Source organism: Reyranella aquatilis (assembly GCF_020880995.1).
Classification (GTDB): domain Bacteria; phylum Pseudomonadota; class Alphaproteobacteria; order Reyranellales; family Reyranellaceae; genus Reyranella; species Reyranella aquatilis.
The window spans coordinates 42351-58918 of the sequence record NZ_JAJISD010000013.1; the positions used below are offsets into that span (position 1 = coordinate 42351).

The following is a 16568-nucleotide window of genomic DNA, read 5'->3' on the forward strand; positions in this document are numbered from 1 at the left end:
ATGCTCAGCGATCAACAAATCGAGGCTTATCGCCGCGACGGCTACCTGGTCATCCCGCGCCTGATCGAGGGCGCGCAGCTCGCCGAGTTGCGGCGTCTCACAGACCAGTTGGTCGCGGAGGCCCGCGGCGTCACCGCCAACGACGATCTCTACGACCTCGAACCCAGCCACAGCGCCACGCTGCCCCGCGTGCGGCGGCTGAAGCCCGCCATCTTCAAGCGCCACGCCTTCTTCCGCGACCTCGCGCGCGATCCCAAGATCACGTCCCTCCTGTCGCAGCTCATCGGGCCCGCCATCCGCCTGCACGGCGGCAAGCTCAACATGAAGTCGGCGGGTTACGGCTCGCCGGTCGAATGGCACCAGGACTGGGCATTCTATCCGCACAGCAACGACGACGTGCTGGCCACGGGCATCTATCTGGACGATTGCGACGAGGCCAACGGGCCGCTCATGGTCGTGCCGGGCACGCACCTGGGCCCGGTTCACGATCATCACGCCAACGGCCGCTTCTGCGGCGCCTTCGATCCCGACGCGAGCAACGTCGACTTGAGCAAGGCGGTGCCTCTGACCGGTCCGGCGGGCTCGATGACCATCCACCACGCACGGCTGGTCCACGGCTCGGCGCTGAACCGGTCCAACCGGCAGCGCCGACTCCTGCTCCACGAATATGCCGCGGCGGACGCCTGGCCGCTGATGGGCGTCGCCAATTTCGACGAGTTCAACGGCCGCATGGTGCTGGGCGAACCGACGATCGAGCCGCGCGTGCGGCCCGCGCCGGTGCGCATGCCACTACCACCGGCCGACCATCAAGGATCGATCTACGAGAACCAGCGCGGATCGGGCCGTCGATTTTTCCAGACCTATGACGAGCAGGCCGCGGTTGCCGGATAGCGCCGCCCGGTCGCCTGTCCGGCGACTTTGATGCTGGGGCGGCGCGGGCTACTTGCCGCCGCCGCGCTGCTCGCCGCGCCGCCCGTGCACGGCCAGCCCAATCCATGGGACGGCTGGCTCGGCACCTATGCCGGCGCCGCCCGCTTTCATCGCGCCATCCCGCTCGAGGATATCTTCCCACCGCCCAAGGCACCGCCGGAGAACTACGACGACGGCACGCCCTTCGCGCTCCACTTCGCCCTGCGCGCCGCCGGGGGAAGCCTCGCCGTCTGGCTGCGGATCGACGGTGGGCCGATGCAGACCGACGAGCGCGGCGAGACGATGGCGTTCGGCCCGGTGACCGAGGGCGTGGCGATCCTGAGTTCGGCCGACGCCCGCGCCATGCCGCGAACGGCGTCTCTCACCGTGCGGCCCAACCAGCTCGGCACGGAAGCGCTGTTCGCCCACGCCGATGGCAGCTTCTGGCGACGCCACTTCACCGCCACCTTCACGTCGGCGGGTGCCGACGTGATCCTCTGGGTGTTCGACGCGACCGGCACCCGCGCGCGCACCTGGCGCGGGTCGACGATACGGCGTGGCTGATCCGGCCTATTGCGGCCGCGGCCCGACATAGGTGGACTGCGGCCGGATCAGCCGCCCGCCCTTCTCCTGCTCGAAAATGTGGGCGCACCAGCCGGCGGCCCGGCCGACAGCGAACAGGGCGGTGAAGGCGCTGCGCGGCACCTCGAGCGCCTCCAGCAGCAGCGCCGTATAGTATTCGACATTGGTCTCCAGCCGCTGCTTCGGCTTGTGCTTGCGCAACGAGGCGATGGCGCTGCGCTCGACCTCGACCGCGAAGGCGAGCCGGCCTGCGGTCTGCGGCAACGTCGCCACCGTGTTCTTGAGTACGTCGGCGCGCGGATCGCGCTTCTTGTAGACGCGATGGCCGAAGCCCATCAGGCGCGTGCCACTGGCGAAGGCGTCGTCCAGCCAGGCTTCGGCGCGGTCGGGCGTGCCGATCTCGTCGAACATGTCGAGTACCGGCCCCGGCGCGCCGCCATGCAACGGCCCCTTCAGCGCGCAGAGTGCCGCGAGCACCGAGGAAATCAGACCGGCCCGGGTCGAGGCCACGACGCGTGCGGTGAAGGTGGAGGCGTTGAAGCCGTGGTCGGCGACGGTGGCGAGGTAGGTGTCGAGCGCCTTCTCGAAGGCTTCCTCGGCCCGGTTGCCGCGGATCATGCGCAGGAGGTCCTGTGCCGTCGTCAGCGTCGGATCGGGAGCCAGCGCGGATTTTGATTCTGCCGCGCGCAGGAGAGCCGCGAGAAACACAGGCAGCGCGCCGCAGACCAGATAGTGGTGAGGCATCGGCTCGCTGTCGGCCAGCATGCCGAGCCCGACCCTCAGCCCCTCGACAGGCGTGAGACCACGCGCGGCCGGCAGCAGTTTCGGCACCTCGGCAAAGGCTCGCACGCGGGCCTGGGCCAAGCCCTGACGCACCGCCGTCTCGTCACCCCCGCCCTCGGCGAACCCGTCCCACAGCAACGCTGCCACACCCTCGAAGCCTCGCGCCCCGGCCAGATCCTCGATCGCCTGCCCCCGGACGATCAGCCGTCCGGCCTCGCCATCGACTTCGCTCATCACCGTATCGGCCACGATCACCCCATCGAGACCGCTATCCACCCGTGTCTGCAGCATCGCAAAACCCCTTGCTGTTGCGGGCTCAACATTCGGTCCAGCACATATATTGTCAATATTGACTGAATTAATACATAATAAGAAATGGCAACTGAATGGCTGAGCTCGAAGGAAGCAGCGCGCCGTCTGGGCGTCTCTGCCGCGACCCTCTATGCCTACGTGAGTCGCGGCCTGCTGCGTTCCGAGGGCACGAACGGCCAGCGCGAGCGGCGCTACCGGGCCGACGACGTGGCCCAGCTGAAGAGACGGCGCGATGTCGGCCGCAAGGCCGAGTCGATCGCCGCGAACGCCCTCGACTTCGGCACGCCGGTACTGGAATCGTCGCTGACCCTGATCGAAAGCGGCCGCCTCTTCTATCGCGGCCATGAGGCCACACGACTCGCCCGCAACAGCTCGCTCGAGCAGGTCGCGCAGCTGCTCTGGGAGTGCGACGACCGACCGTTCGCCGCACGCAACCTGCCGCCCCTCTCCGCCACCCTGCGCAGCGCCTGGCAGGCGGCATCCGCCCTGCCACCGGTCGATGCCTGCCTGGTTCTCCTGCCGGCCGCGGCACGCTGGGATCATCCGAGCTGGGTCGAGGATCGCGCCGCGATGCTCGATACCGGAGCGCGCATCCTGCGCCTGCTGGCGGCGGCTGTGACCGGCCAGCCTCTCTCCGACCGTCCGGTCCACGAGCAGGTCGCCACCGCGTGGAACGTGCCGGTCGAGCATGCGCCGCTCATCCGCGCCGCGCTCGTCCTCTCGGCCGACCATGAATTCAACGCCTCGGCCTTCGCCGCCCGTGTCGTGGCCTCGACCGGCGCCAACCTGTACGCGTCGACGATCGCCGGGCTGGTCGCGATCAATGGCCCGCGGCACGGCGGGCTGACGCGACGCGTCGCCAGCCTTCTCGCCGATCTCAGGCAGGCGGGCGACATCGACGCCGAGGTCGCCCGCCGGGTGCGCGAGCGCACCTACATCCCGGGATTCGGCCACCAGCTCTATCCCGACGGCGACGTCCGGGCCGTCGCCCTCTTCGCCCTGATGCGCGAGTTCGCGGCCGGTGCCCCCGAACTGGCCTTCGCCGAGCGCGTGGCGGCCGCGGTCGAGCAGCAGATCGACCGAAAGCTGAACGTCGACTTCGCGACCGTCGTCCTGGAACGCCTGCTCGGTCTGCCGGCGGACTCCGCACTGGCGATCTTCCTGCTCGGACGCACGGTCGGCTGGATCGCGCATGCCATCGAGCAGGCTGCACATGGTGCGCTGATACGGCCGCGCGCCCGCTATACCGGACCGCGTCCGAGCGCCTGACGGTTATCCACCAAAACGCTTTCTTGCGAGCGCCGCGCGTGCGTGCTTAACGTCGCGCTTTAGTGACAAATAATCGCGCGGGCGTGCCGAGGTTGCCCCACTTACTCGGCATCGAAGGTCTTTCGCCTGAAACGATTTCGGGCTTGCTCGACCTATCCGAAACCTACATCGACCAGAACAGGTCCGTCGATAAACGGCGGGACCGGCTGGCCGGTCGCACCATCATCAACCTGTTCTTCGAGAATTCGACGCGCACCCGCACCAGTTTCGAGGTAGCGGCCAAGCGGCTGGGCGCCGACGTCATCAACATGGATGTGGCGACCTCCTCCGTGCGCAAGGGCGAGACGCTGCTCGACACGGCGATGACGCTGAACGCCATGCGACCCGACGCCATCGTGGTGCGCCATCACGAGTCGGGTGCGGTCAATCTTCTGTCACAGAAGGTCAACTGCGCCGTCATCAACGCGGGCGACGGCCAGCACGAACACCCGACGCAAGCCCTGCTCGACGCGCTCACCATCCGGCGCCGGCGCGGCAGCCTCGAAGGCCTCCTCGTGGCGATCTGCGGCGACATCATGCACAGCCGCGTGGCGCGCTCGAACATCCACCTGCTGCAGATCATGGGCGCCCGGGTGCGCGTGGTCGGCCCGCCGACGCTGATGCCCACCGACGTCGACAAGATGGGCGTCGAGGTCCACTACAGCATGAAGACCGGCCTGAAGGACGTCGACATCGTGATGATGCTGCGCCTGCAGACCGAGCGCATGCAGGGCTCGTTCGTCCCCTCGATCAGCGAATACTTCCACTTCTTCGGCCTCGACCGGGTCAAGCTGCAGTACGCCAAGCCCGATGCGCTGATCATGCATCCGGGTCCGATGAACCGCGGCGTCGAAATCGACTCGGAGGTCGCCGACGACCTCGATCGCAGCGTCATCCACGAACAGGTCGAGATGGGCGTCACCGTCCGCATGGCCTGCCTCGATGCGCTGATCGGCGGCAACCGCAATCAGATCGGAAACGGCGAATGAGCGGCAAGATCGACAAGGCCGCCCCGCCGCACGCCGGCTCGACGGCCTACATCAACGCCCGCATCGTCGATCCGACGGGCGGCAGCGAGTATCTCGGCGCCATCCTGATCAGCGACGGCAAGATCGCCGATTTCGGCCCCAACCTCTTCGCCTCGGGGGCACCCTACGGCATCCAGTCGGTCGACTGCCGCGGCTTCTATCTCGCGCCCGGCGTGGTCGATACGCGCGTCCATACCGGCGAGCCGGGCGAGGAGCACAAGGAAACGCTGGAAAGCGCCGGCGTGGCGGCTGCGGTCGGCGGCATCACCTCGATGGTGCTGTTGCCCGACACGGAACCTCCGTTCGACGATGCCTCGCTGATCGAGTTCGTGGCGCGCCGCGCGCGCCAGGTGAAGCTTGCGAACATGTATGCCTATGGCGCGCTGACGGTGGGCCTCGAGGGCAAGGAACTGGCGGAGATCGGCCTGCTCACCGAGGCCGGCGCCGTGGCCTTCACCGATGCCGACCACGCCGTGGGCAACGCGCAGGTGATGCGCCGCGCGCTCTACTACGCCAAGACCTTCGATGCGCTGATCGTCCACCTGCCGCAGGAGCCGACCCTCTCGGGCGGCACCATGACCAGCGGTGCGACCGCGACGCGGCTCGGCTTGTCGGGCAGTCCGCCGCTTGCCGAAGTGATGATGGTCGAGCGCGACATAAGGCTGGCCGAGATGACGGGCGGCCGGCTGCATCTCACGAAGATCTCCACGGCAGAGTCGGTCGAGGCGATCGCCGCCGCCAAGGCGCGCGGCCTCAGGATCACCTGCGATACCGCGGCGCCCTATTTCGCGCTGAACGACCTCGCGGTCGGCGACTACCGCACCTTCGGCAAGCTGGTGCCGCCCCTGCGTGCCGAGAAGGACCGTCTCGCCGTGGTCGAAGGACTGAAGAACGGTACGATCGACGCCATCGTTTCCGACCATCGGCCGCAGGACCAGGACAGCAAGCGCGTTCCGTTCGCGCAGGCCGAGCCGGGTGGCATCGGGCTCGAGACCCTGCTTCCGATCTCGCTGGAGCTGGTCCATGGCGGGCACCTCACCCTGCCGCGCCTCTTCCAGCTGCTGTCCAGCAAGCCCGCGGCGTTGTTCGGACTGCCGGCCGGCAAACTCGCCAAGGGCGCGCCGGCGGATCTCGTCCTGTTCGACGCCGACTACGCCTGGAAGATCGATCGCGACGATCTCTGGAGCAAGACGAAGAACTCGCCGTTCGACGAGCGCCCGGTGCAGGGCCGCGTGCTGGCCACGATCGTCGGCGGCCGCACCATCTATCGCGACGACAGCTTCGCAACCACCGCCTAACCGACGCCTTCAAACGGCCATCTGGTCTGTTATGGTCGTTCTGTCTTTCAACGGGGAACCGCAGATGCTCCGGCACTCACTTCTTCTCGGCGTCGCGACTGTCGCACTCGCCGGCACGGCCCACGCGCAGCAGCGCGGCGGGTCGCGCGAGGACCTTCTCGACGCGTTGACCCGGCATATCCAGATCTGCAGCGAGATCACCGAAACCCAGGCACGCCTGTCCTGCTACGACCGGCTGCAGACGCAGGTCGGCGGTGTACAGGCGCCGGCGGCGACGCCCGCGCCCACCCCCACGCCGACACCGCTGCAGGCCGCGCCTGCTCCCCTGTCGCCTCCGCCGAGCACGGGCTCCTCCATCAGCGCCGCGCCACTCGCGCCGCAGCCGCTCGGCGTGCCGGGCGGCGGTACCGCAACGCTTGGCGGTGCCCCGCAGCCGCTGGGAGCGCCGAGCGCCCCGAGCGTCGATCCGAACGCCGCATTCGACCCGAGCCGGTCGACCTACCGCCCGCCCGAGGCGATCGGCCCCAAGCCGCAGCCGCAGGCTCGCCGCACCGGTCCACGCCCGGTGCCCACCTTCTCGACGCCGCAGCCGCTCGTCACCATCGGCGCCAACAATCTGACCTACGGCCCGTCGCGCTACTGGCAGGTCACGATCGTGCTGAAGTCGAATACCCAGCGCCCCATCGACACCCAGGCCGTCTGCACATTCATGAACGGCACCCGCGCCCTGGAAGACGCCTATTACGGCCCCGTCTCCATCCAGCCCGGTGAGCAGATCACGACAGAACTGGTCGGACCGCCGACCACCGCCTATGTCGATTCGACGAACTGCCGGCTGTTGAGCCCGTAGGACACGTACGATGGTGTCGACCCTGATCCTGATGGCCGGCCCATTCCTCATGGGCTACCTCATGGGCTCGATCCCCTTCGGCCTGCTGCTGACGCGCGGCGCCGGGCTGGGAGACATCCGCAAGGTGGGATCCGGCAACATCGGCGCCACCAACGTGCTGCGCACCGGCCGCAAGGGACTGGCGGCGGCCACCCTGCTGCTCGACGCGCTGAAGGGTGTCATCGCGGTGCTGATCGCCGACCAGGTGGGCCAGCTTGCCGCCGTCGGCGCGGCCGCCGGCGCGGTGCTGGGACACATGTATCCGGTGTGGCTGGGCTTCAAGGGTGGCAAGGGCGTGGCCACGACGCTCGGCATCATGTGGGGCCTGTCGTGGCCGGTCGGCGCGATCGCGTGTGCCGCCTGGCTGGCGATCGCCGCCGCCTTCCGCTACTCCTCGCTCGCCGCCCTGCTCAGCGTCGTGGTCGCTGCCGCGGCGGCGTGGTTCCTCACCGACCACAGGGCCGCGTTGCTGCTCACGCTGCTCGTTCCGCTGGTGTGGGCGCGGCATCACGAGAACATCGCGCGACTTCTGAATGGCACCGAACCCAGGATCGGCGAAGGCAAGAAGCAGGCGGCGGCCTGACTACTTCCTCGCGGCCTTGCCGTCGTAGCGCCTCGCCCACTCCGCCAGGATGCGGGCGCGATTCTCCGACGCCCACGCAAAGTCGTTCCGGATCATCGAGGCGGCCACGCCTGCCGGGTAGTCGGGGATGTTGGAGGCGACGCCTTCCATCGCGACCTGGCTCACGAACGAGGCGTAGAGCTCGTTCGCTTTGCGGCTGGCGGCGAAGTCCATCAGGCGACGCACTGCCTCGGGCTTCTTCGTCCCGCGCAGGATGGCGGCCGCGTCCATGTCCCAGCCACCGCCCTCCTTCATCATGAGACCCTCGATCGGTGCGCCCTTCTGGCGGGCGCTCGCCGCCGCCAGCTCATAGGAGATGCCGAGCGGGAACTCGCCGGCGGCGGCCTGGCGGCAGGGCCGGGTACCCGAGTGCTCATAGACCGCGATGTTCTCGTGCAGCCTGTCCATGAACTCCCACGCCCTTGCCTCGCCGAACATCTGGATCCAGGCCGAGACGTGGAAGAAGCCCGTCCCCGACGATGCCGGATGCGGCATGGTGAGCTTGCCCCTGAAGCGCGGGTCGAGCAGGTCGTACCAGGATTGCGGCTTCGGCAGGGAGAGCTTCTGCGCCTCGATGGTGTTGAAGCAGACTGCGGCGACCCAGGCCTCCATGCCGACCCAGGCGGGAGGATTGGCGGGATCGCGGAACGACGGCTTGATCGCCGCCAGGTTCTTCGGCGCATAGGGTTCCAGCAGGCCCTTCTTTTCGAGGAGCAGCATCGAGGTGACGGCCAGCCCCCAGATCGCATCGGCGCGCTGCTGGCCCTGCTCGGCCAGGATCTTCGCCGTGACGATGCCGGTCGAGTCGCGGTTCCACTGGATCTCGATGTCGGGGTTCTCCGCCTCGAAGCTCTTCTTGAAATCGTTGAGGTTCTCGATCTCCAGCGTCGAATAGACTTCGAGCCGCGTTCTGTCCTGGGCCATCGCGCCCGTCGCTGCCAGCACGCCGGCCAGTGCGGCCCACCATCTCGTCATCGCTCGCTCCGTCGCAAACTCAAGTCATGGCTCGTATATCGAGCCGGCCGATGCGCACCGCCGGCATTCCTGTCATAGCAGCGACGAATGAGCGTTTCCTCCCCCCGCAGCCTCCCGTGGGCGCTGATCGGCGCCGCCTGCCTCGGATCCTTCGCTGCGACCTCGAGCGGCACCACGCGCGCGCCGTTCCTCCTGGAGATGGCGCACGACCTCGACGTCGCCATGCCGCTCGTCGCCAACCTCGTCTCGCTGACGGCGACGGCCTGGGGCATCACCTCGGCGCTGGGCGGCTGGATGTCCGACGTCATCGGCCGCCGGCCGATCCTGATCGCGGCCCCCTTCGCGCTCGCCCTCACGCTGGTGGCGCAGGCGGCGGCCGGCTCCTTCTTCTGGGTGGCGGTCTGGGCGGCGGCGGGCGGAGGCTGTGCCGGCGCCTTCACCGGCGTCGTGTTCGCGGAAGTCTCCTCTCGCGTGCACGACAGCCAACGCGGCCGCGCGCTCGGCTGGGTGATGAGCGGCCAGTCGCTCACCCTCGTCGTCGGCGTTCCGATGGCCGCCGCGATCGGCTCGATCGTGGGCTGGCGCGGCTGGCTGCTCTGCGTCGCAGGCCTCGCCATCGCGGCAGTGGTCGGCCTGTTCCTGACGCTGGGTCGCGGCAGCGCGGGTCATACGCGCGGTACGGGCGCCCGTCCCTCGATGCGGTCCGCCCTCTCGCCGCGGGTCCTGGGGCTGCTCGGCACCGGTGTCGCCGAGCGCATCTGCTACGGGCTCGCGGTCGTCTACTTCGCCACCTTCATGCAGGTCACCTATCATATGACGCTGATCGAACTCGCCATCCCGCTGGCGGTGTTCGCGTTGGGCAACATCGCCGGCACCGTGGCGGGCGGCCAGCTCGCCGACCGGCTGCGCGACCGGCTCCTCACCTTCGCGGTCGCCATGGCGCTTTCGGGCGTGGCGGCGCTGGTCCTCTTCACCTGGCATCCCGGCCCCGCCGTCTCGGTCGCGGTCGGCTTCGTCTATGTGCTGTTCAATGCCCTCGGACGGCCGTCCTTCATGGCGTCGCTCGCCTCCGTCCCCGAAGACGTGCGGGGCACCGTGCTCGGGCTGAACGGCACGTCGGCGAGCGTGGGCTGGATTGGCGCCGCCGCACTCGGCGCGGTCATGATCGGCTCCGTCGGCTTCGAGGGCTTCGGTCCGCTCACCGCATTGCTCGCCTTGCTGGGTGCCGCCGGCGGCTTGCTCAGCCGCCGCACCCGCGCTTAAGGCAACGAATCGAGATTGCTACCATCAGTTGTTTTACATGTGGATAACACGACCCTAATGTTCTCCTCATGTTCGATGGCACGCCCGAGATGGAACTCGCGCCCGAGGAGCGCCGCGCCCGGCTAAGGCTGGCGCGCAGCGCCCGCATCGGCCCCGTCACCTTCCACGAGGCCTTGGCGCATTTCGGATCCGCCCGCGCCGCCTGCACGACCCTCGCGACGGTGGCCGAGGCCTCGATCGAGCGCGAGGAGGCCGCCCTCGCAGCCCAGGCCGGCCGGTTTCTGGTTTTCGGAGATGCCCACTATCCCGCCGCGCTGGCCGCATTGCCCGACGCACCTCCGGTTCTCTCGGCACTCGGCGATCCCGCATGGCTCGCGCGGCCGATGCTGGCGATCGTCGGCGCGCGGGATGCCTCGCTGGCCGGCCGGCGCTTTGCCGCCGATCTCGCCACCTCCCTCGGGGCGTCAGGCTTCGTGATCGCGTCGGGCCTGGCCCGGGGCATCGACGCCGCCGCGCACGAAGCCTCACTCGAAACCGGGACAGTCGCCGTGCTCGCCTGCGGGGTGGATCAGGTCTATCCGCCGCATCATGCCGCCCTACAGGCCGCCATCGCCGAGCGCGGACTGATCCTCAGTGAGGCTCCCCTCGGCGCCCCGCCCACGGCCCGCGCATTCCCCCGCCGCAATCGCATCGTGAGCGGCCTCTCGGCGGGCGTCGTCGTCATCGAGGCCGCCGAGCGGTCGGGTTCGCTGATCACCGCGCAGCGCGCCGCCGAACAGGGACGCGAGGTGTTCGTCGTGCCGGGGTCGCCCATGGATCCTCGCTACGCCGGATCCAATGGCCTCATTCGTGATGGGGCGATTCTGGTGCGCGACTCCAACGATATTCTGAGCGTCCTCGGCCGCCCCTCCACAGTCCGCCAAGCCCCTGAGAATGCAAAGGAAATCCCGGGCGACGAAGCCTCCGCACGGATCGTGCAGGCACTGGGGGCCGTTCCCACCGCGGTTGACGAACTGGTGCGCCGGTGCCAAGTGTCCGCCGCCGCCGTTTCGGAGGTCCTGATGGCTCTCGAGCTGGAGGGTCGCCTGGAGAGGCACCGGGGTAACCGCGTTTCTCTGATTTAAATCAGTGATTTAGCTCCGGTATTTGATATTGAACTGGAGCATGTTCCGGCGATGGACGTACTGGTCGTCGAGTCCCCGGCCAAGGCTAAGACCATTGGGAAGTATCTGGGCCCCGGCTACACCGTGCTGGCCTCGTACGGTCATGTCCGCGACCTGCCGCCCAAGGATGGTTCGGTCCGACCCGATGAAGATTTCGCCATGGACTGGGAGGTCGACGCCCAGTCGCAGAAGCGCATCGACGCCATCGCCCACGCCGTCAGCAAGGGCGGCAAGCTCTACCTCGCAACCGACCCGGATCGCGAGGGCGAGGCCATTTCGTGGCACGTGCTCGACATCCTGCAGCGCAAGAAGGCGCTGAAGGACGTCGACGTCAAGCGAGTCACCTTCAATGCCATCACCAAGCAGTCAGTGCTCGACGCAGTCGCCCATCCGCGCGACCTCGACCAGCCGCTGATCGACGCCTATCTCGCCCGCCGCGCCCTCGACTACCTGGTGGGATTCACCCTCTCGCCGGTGCTGTGGCGCAAGCTGCCCGGCAGCCGTTCGGCCGGCCGCGTACAGTCGGTCGCGCTGCGCCTGATCTGTGAGCGCGAATCCGAGATCGAGGTCTTCAAGAGCCGCGAGTACTGGACGGTCGACGCCTATTTCGGCACCGCCAAGAAGCAGGTGCTGAAGGCCCGTCTCACCCATCTCGACGGCCGCAAGCTCGACAAGTTCGACCTCGACACGAAGGAACGTGCCGAGCAGGCCAAGCGCGAGATCGAGCGCCGCGCCTTCGCGGTGTCGTCGATTGACCGTCGGCAGGTCCGGCGCAACCCGCCGCCGCCCTTCATCACCTCGACCCTGCAGCAGGAAGCCTCGCGCAAGCTCGGCCTCGGCGCCGCCACCGCCATGCGCATCGCCCAGCGCCTGTACGAAGGCGTCGACATCGGCGGCGAGACGGTCGGCCTCATCACCTATATGCGTACCGACGGCGTGCAGCTCGCGCCCGAGGCGATCGGCCAGACCCGCCGCCTGATCGAGACCAAGTATGGCGCGTCTTACGTCCCGGCCAGCCCGCGCATCTATTCGTCGAAGGCCAAGAATGCCCAGGAAGCGCACGAGGCGATCCGCCCGACGGATCTCTTCCGCACGCCGCAGGACGTCGCGGCCTACCTCGACAGGGACCAGCTGGGCCTCTACGAGCTGATCTGGAAGCGCACGGTCGCCAGCCAGATGGAAAGCGCCGTGCTCGACCAGGTCACGGTCGACATCGCCAGCGGCGACAAGACCGTGCAGCTGCGCGCCACCGGGTCGGTCGTGAAGTTCAACGGCTTCCTTGCACTCTACGACGAGGGCCAGGACGACAAGAACGAGGACGACGAGTCCGGCACCATCCTGCCCGACGTGGCGGAGAACGAGGCGATGGAACGGCGCGAGGTCGTGCCGGAACAGCATTTCACCGAGCCGCCGCCGCGATACTCGGAAGCCAGCCTCGTGAAGAAGCTCGAGGAGCTCGGCATCGGCCGCCCCTCGACCTACGCCAGCATCATCGAGGTCCTGCAGCGCCGCAACTACGTGCGCCTCGACCGCAAGCGATTCATTCCAGAGGATCGCGGCCGCATCGTCACGGCCTTCCTGCAGACCTACTTCCCGCGCTACGTCGAATACGGCTTCACCGCCCATCTCGAGGAAGAGCTGGACGATATTTCCAGCGGCAAGATCGACTGGCACGAGGTGCTGCGCGAGTTCTGGAAGGCCTTTTCGGCGGCGGTCGGCGAGACCAAGGATCTTCGCGTCAGCGAGGTCCTCGACAAGCTCGACGAGGAGCTTGGCCCGCACTTCTTTCCTGCCAACGACAATGGCGGAAAGAACCCGCGTGACTGCCCGTCCTGCGCCAACGGCCGCCTCGGGCTGAAGCTCGGCAAGTTCGGCGCCTTCATCGGCTGCTCGAACTATCCCGAGTGCCGCTTCACGCGAAAGCTCGGCATCGTCGACGCCGAGGCCGATGCAGCCAGCGGCGAGAATCTTGACGGCCCCAAGATCTTGGGAGTCGACCCGGTGACGGGCAAGCAGGTGACCCTGCGCAAGGGCCCCTACGGTCTCTACGTCCAGCTGGGCGAGCCGGAAGGCAAGGAGAAGCCCAAGCGCCAGTCGCTGCTGCGCGACATGACACCGAGCGACCTGACGCTCGAGAAGGCGCTGGCGCTGCTCTCCCTGCCGCGCGAACTGGGCCCCCATCCCGAGGACGGCGAAGTGATCCTGGCCGGCGTCGGCCGCTTCGGCCCCTATGTGAAGCATGGGCCGAAATACAAATCGATCCCATCCGACGAGAGCGTGCTCGAGATCGGCATGAACCGCGCCGTGGCCCTGCTCGCGGAGGCGAAGAACCCGCGCGGCCGCGCCGCCGCCAAGCCGATCCGCAGCATCGGCAACCACCCGTCCGACGAGGCGCCCGTCGAACTATACGACGGCCGATACGGCCCCTACGTGAAGCACGGCGGCATCAACGCCACGGTTCCCCGCGACATCAAGCCCGAAGACCTGACGCTCGACCAGGCGATCGCGCTGCTGGCCGAGCGCGCCGCCAAGGGCGGGGGCAAGAAAAAGCCCGCACGCGCGAAGAAGGCCGCGCCCGCGGCGGCCAACGACGCCGGCTCCAAGCCCAAGGCGAAGAAGGCCGCCGCGAAGAAGAAGCCGGCGGCGAAGAAGAAAGCCGCGAAGGCCAAGGACGACGCCCCGCCCCGAACCGGCACCGATGGCTAAGGGCAAGGTCCCGACTCGCGACGAACTGCTGGCCTTCATCCGCGAGAACGAAACGCCTGTCGGCAAGCGCGAGATCGCCCGCGCCTACGGGTTGAAGGGCGACCAGCGTATCGAGCTCAAGGAACTTCTCCGCGACCTGCGCGATGCCGGCGACATCGCGCCCGACCGCGCCAAGACCTTCCGCGACCCGCAGGCGCTCACTGAGACCGCCGTGCTGGAAATCGTCACCGTCGACAGCGACGGCCATCTTCTGGCGGTGCCGCGCCGCCACGACGATGAGAAGGACGGACCGGCGCCGCGCATCGAGGTCGTGGTGCCCTCCTCGCGCACCGTGCCGGCGCCGGCCGTCGGCGATCGCGTGCTCGCGAGCCTGAAGCGCCGCGGCAAGAACACCTACGAGGCGCGCATCATCCGCCGGCTGGGCAGCGGCCCGAAGAAGATCCTCGGCCTCTACGAGGAGCCCGACGGCCGCCACGGGCTCGGTCTGGTCACGCCGACCGACCGCAAGCTGCGTCGCGAGTTCGACGTGCGCCCCAACGACCGGAACGGCGCCCTGCCCGGCGACATCGTCTGGATCGAGGAGACCGGCGGCGCGCTGACGCGGCGGGCTCGCGTGGTCGAGCGCATCGGCCCGATGAGCGATCCGCGCACCGTCAGCCTGATCGCCATCGCCGCCAACGACATCCCGGTCGATTTCCCCGAAGCCGCGCTCGAGGAGGCCGAGAAGGCCCGGGCCGCCCCGATGGGCGATCGCCTCGACCTGCGCGACGTGCCGCTGGTCACGATCGACGGCGAGGACGCGCGCGACTTCGACGACGCGGTGTTCGCGGAACCCGATCCCGACCATCCCGGCGGCTGGCGCCTGCTCGTCGCCATCGCCGACGTCGCCTGGTACGTGCGCCACGACCGGCCGCTCGACCGCGCCGCCTACCGCCGCGGCACCTCGGTCTACTTCCCCGACCGCGTCGTGCCGATGCTGCCCGAGCAGCTCTCGAACCACTGGTGCTCGCTGGTCCCGCGCGAGGACCGGCCGGTGCTGGTGGCGGAGATGTGGATCGACGCCCAGGGCCACCTGAAGCGCCACAAGTTCCACCGCGCCATGATGCGCTCGGCCGCCCGTCTCACCTACAACCGCGTGCAGCACGCCATGAACGGCATGCCGGACGCGGAGATCGAGCCGCTGATGGACCGGGTCGTGCGCCCGCTCTACGGCGCCTATCGCGTTTTGCTGGCGGCCCGCGAGGCGCGCGGTGCGCTCGATCTCGACCTGCCCGAGCGACTGGTGACTCTGGGCAAGGATGGCCACATTGCGAAGATCGGCGTGCGCGAACGCCTCGACAGCCACAAGCTGATCGAGGAGTTCATGGTGCTGGCCAACGTGGCCGCGGCCCAGGCGCTGGAGCAGCGCCACGCGCCCTGCCTCTACCGCGTCCACGACCAGCCCGACCTCGCCAAGCTCGAGGCCCTGCGCGAGTTCCTCGGCACGCTGGGCCTCAAGGTCCCGACCGGCCAGCGGCTGCGCCCCGCCGACCTCAACCGCATCCTCAGCGAGGTTGCCGACAAGCCGGTGTCGCAGCTGGTCAGCCAGACGGTGCTGCGCAGCCAGAGCCAGGCGGTCTACAGCCCGGACAATCTCGGCCATTTCGGCCTGGCCCTCGCCCGCTACGCGCACTTCACCTCGCCGATCCGGCGCTTCCCCGATCTCATCGTCCATCGCGCGCTGATCGCCGCCTACGGACTGGGCGAAGGCGGCCTCGTTGCCGACGACAAGGGCCGCTTTACCGAGTTCGGCGAGCACCTGTCGATGTGCGAGCGCCGCGCGGTCGCGGCCGAGCGCAGCGCCATGGACCGCTACGTCGCCAACTTCATGGCGGGACATGTCGGTGCCGTCTTCCCCGGTCGCGTCTCCAGCGTCACCCGGTTCGGCCTGTTCGCCTCGCTGGAAGGAACCGGCGCCGACGGCCTCATCCCGATCCGCTCGCTGGGTCAGGAATTCTTCCGCCACGACGAGGGCCGCCAGGTGTTGATCGGCGAGCGGACCGGCGAGACGTTCGGCTTGGGCGACCGGCTGCAGCTCAAGCTGGTCGAGGCCGATGCCGCCACGGGCGGCCTGATGTTCGAGATCGTCGACGTGATCGAGCGGGTCGAACGGCAGGCCGCGCCGCGCAGCTTCCGGGCGCCCCCGGGCAAGGATCGTCGTGGTCCGCCGCGGCGTCCGGTCGCGCATCGCGGGCCGCCACGGGACAAAGGGTCACGCCGACGAAAGTGAGCCGGGGGCCCATCCTGCCTCCATGAACGGCGATTACGCTCCGGTCGATTTCTGGACCGCCCTGATACGAGGCTGGCACGGCCGCTGCCCGCGCTGCAACAGCGGGCGCCTGTTCAGCTCCTACCTCAAGATGAAGAGCCGCTGCGACTGCTGCGACTTGGCGCTCGAACCGTTTCGCGCCGATGACGCGCCCGCCTACTTTACGATCTTCATCGTCGGTCACATCGTCGTTCCCCTGGTCCTCCTGGTGGAACGCTGGGGGACCGAGCCGCCGCTGTGGGTGCACGCCCTGCTGTGGCTGCCGCTGTCCGTCGTGCTCGCCCTCTTCCTGCTGCCGAAGATCAAGGGCGCCGTAATTGCGCTGCTTTGGGCCCAGAAGATCGCCGCGCCGAAGGCCGCAACCGGGAGCTTCGACCCCTCGGCCTGAAGGTCGTGGCCGCCTGCCGACGGCCTGTGGTATG

General features: G+C 68.6%; 14 protein-coding genes. 12 read left to right on the forward strand and 2 right to left on the reverse strand.

Annotated elements, in window-relative coordinates; all coding sequences use genetic code 11:
- A complete protein-coding gene (locus tag LJ725_RS24450) occupies positions 1-891 on the forward strand; it encodes a phytanoyl-CoA dioxygenase family protein (protein WP_230553568.1) in 891 nt (296 codons plus the stop codon).
- Between the two features lie 30 nt (positions 892-921).
- On the forward strand, positions 922-1473 hold the full coding sequence (locus LJ725_RS24455) for a hypothetical protein (RefSeq protein ID WP_230553569.1): 552 nt from the start codon (positions 922-924) through the stop codon (positions 1471-1473).
- A 6-nt stretch (positions 1474-1479) separates the two neighbouring features.
- Here the strand turns inward: LJ725_RS24455 and LJ725_RS24460 are convergent, their stop codons facing one another.
- Entirely contained in the window at positions 1480-2565 is a 1086-nt protein-coding gene (locus LJ725_RS24460; RefSeq protein ID WP_230553570.1) for a citrate synthase/methylcitrate synthase, read from the reverse strand.
- An 84-nt stretch (positions 2566-2649) separates the two neighbouring features.
- Between LJ725_RS24460 and LJ725_RS24465 the strand changes: the two genes are divergently transcribed.
- The 5 genes from LJ725_RS24465 to plsY all read left to right on the forward strand — a co-directional run bounded on the left by LJ725_RS24465 (position 2650) and on the right by plsY (position 7692).
- Positions 2650-3855, forward strand: a complete 1206-nt coding sequence (locus tag LJ725_RS24465) for a citrate/2-methylcitrate synthase (RefSeq protein ID WP_230553571.1) — start codon at positions 2650-2652, stop codon at positions 3853-3855.
- 62 nt (positions 3856-3917) lie between these two features.
- Positions 3918-4883 (forward strand): aspartate carbamoyltransferase catalytic subunit, encoded by a 966-nt coding sequence (locus tag LJ725_RS24470; RefSeq protein ID WP_230553572.1) that lies wholly within the window; start codon positions 3918-3920, stop codon positions 4881-4883.
- Entirely contained in the window at positions 4880-6220 is a 1341-nt protein-coding gene (gene pyrC / locus LJ725_RS24475; protein ID WP_230553573.1) for a dihydroorotase, read from the forward strand. Before LJ725_RS24470 ends, pyrC begins: the two co-directional genes overlap by 4 nt.
- 64 nt (positions 6221-6284) lie before the next feature.
- Positions 6285-7070 (forward strand): hypothetical protein, encoded by a 786-nt coding sequence (locus LJ725_RS24480; protein ID WP_230553574.1) that lies wholly within the window; start codon positions 6285-6287, stop codon positions 7068-7070.
- Positions 7071-7080: 10 nt separating this feature from the next.
- A complete protein-coding gene (plsY, locus tag LJ725_RS24485; RefSeq protein WP_230553575.1) occupies positions 7081-7692 on the forward strand; it encodes a glycerol-3-phosphate 1-O-acyltransferase PlsY in 612 nt (203 codons plus the stop codon).
- On the opposite strand, the gene LJ725_RS24490 is transcribed toward plsY, so the two are convergent.
- The gene (locus LJ725_RS24490; protein WP_230553576.1) at positions 7693-8706 is read right to left on the reverse strand and encodes a putative 2-aminoethylphosphonate ABC transporter substrate-binding protein; all 1014 of its coding nucleotides are present in this window, start codon (positions 8704-8706) and stop codon (positions 7693-7695) included.
- Between the two features lie 87 nt (positions 8707-8793).
- Between LJ725_RS24490 and LJ725_RS24495 the strand changes: the two genes are divergently transcribed.
- From LJ725_RS24495 to LJ725_RS24515, 5 genes are all read left to right on the forward strand, one after another.
- Positions 8794-9969: an MFS transporter gene (locus tag LJ725_RS24495; RefSeq protein ID WP_230553577.1), complete on the forward strand. Its 1176-nt coding sequence runs from the start codon at positions 8794-8796 to the stop codon at positions 9967-9969.
- A 68-nt stretch (positions 9970-10037) separates the two neighbouring features.
- Complete coding sequence (dprA, locus tag LJ725_RS24500) at positions 10038-11093, forward strand: DNA-processing protein DprA (RefSeq protein ID WP_230553578.1); 1056 nt, start codon at positions 10038-10040, stop codon at positions 11091-11093.
- 51 nt (positions 11094-11144) lie between these two features.
- Positions 11145-13838, forward strand: a complete 2694-nt coding sequence (topA, locus tag LJ725_RS24505; RefSeq protein ID WP_230553579.1) for a type I DNA topoisomerase — start codon at positions 11145-11147, stop codon at positions 13836-13838.
- Positions 13831-16107 carry a ribonuclease R gene (gene rnr, locus LJ725_RS24510; RefSeq protein ID WP_230553580.1) on the forward strand — a complete coding sequence of 759 codons (2277 nt, stop codon included), beginning with the start codon at positions 13831-13833 and terminating at the stop codon, positions 16105-16107. Before topA ends, rnr begins: the two co-directional genes overlap by 8 nt.
- A 22-nt stretch (positions 16108-16129) precedes the next feature.
- Entirely contained in the window at positions 16130-16534 is a 405-nt protein-coding gene (locus LJ725_RS24515) for a DUF983 domain-containing protein (RefSeq protein WP_230553581.1), read from the forward strand.
- Positions 16535-16568: the final 34 nt, after the last annotated feature.

Coding starts and splice junctions, on each gene's coding strand:
- LJ725_RS24455 (WP_230553569.1), top strand. CDS start 922: ATGCTGGGGCGGCGCGGGCTACTTGCCGCCGCCGCGCTGCTCGCCGCG.
- rnr (WP_230553580.1), top strand. CDS start 13,831: ATGGCTAAGGGCAAGGTCCCGACTCGCGACGAACTGCTGGCCTTCATC.
- LJ725_RS24460 (WP_230553570.1), bottom strand. CDS start 2,565: ATGCTGCAGACACGGGTGGATAGCGGTCTCGATGGGGTGATCGTGGCC.
- LJ725_RS24465 (WP_230553571.1), top strand. CDS start 2,650: ATGGCAACTGAATGGCTGAGCTCGAAGGAAGCAGCGCGCCGTCTGGGC.
- LJ725_RS24515 (WP_230553581.1), top strand. CDS start 16,130: ATGAACGGCGATTACGCTCCGGTCGATTTCTGGACCGCCCTGATACGA.
- LJ725_RS24495 (WP_230553577.1), top strand. CDS start 8,794: ATGAGCGTTTCCTCCCCCCGCAGCCTCCCGTGGGCGCTGATCGGCGCC.
- topA (WP_230553579.1), top strand. CDS start 11,145: ATGGACGTACTGGTCGTCGAGTCCCCGGCCAAGGCTAAGACCATTGGG.
- LJ725_RS24480 (WP_230553574.1), top strand. CDS start 6,285: ATGCTCCGGCACTCACTTCTTCTCGGCGTCGCGACTGTCGCACTCGCC.
- pyrC (WP_230553573.1), top strand. CDS start 4,880: ATGAGCGGCAAGATCGACAAGGCCGCCCCGCCGCACGCCGGCTCGACG.
- plsY (WP_230553575.1), top strand. CDS start 7,081: ATGGTGTCGACCCTGATCCTGATGGCCGGCCCATTCCTCATGGGCTAC.
- LJ725_RS24450 (WP_230553568.1), top strand. CDS start 1: ATGCTCAGCGATCAACAAATCGAGGCTTATCGCCGCGACGGCTACCTG.
- dprA (WP_230553578.1), top strand. CDS start 10,038: ATGTTCGATGGCACGCCCGAGATGGAACTCGCGCCCGAGGAGCGCCGC.
- LJ725_RS24490 (WP_230553576.1), bottom strand. CDS start 8,706: ATGACGAGATGGTGGGCCGCACTGGCCGGCGTGCTGGCAGCGACGGGC.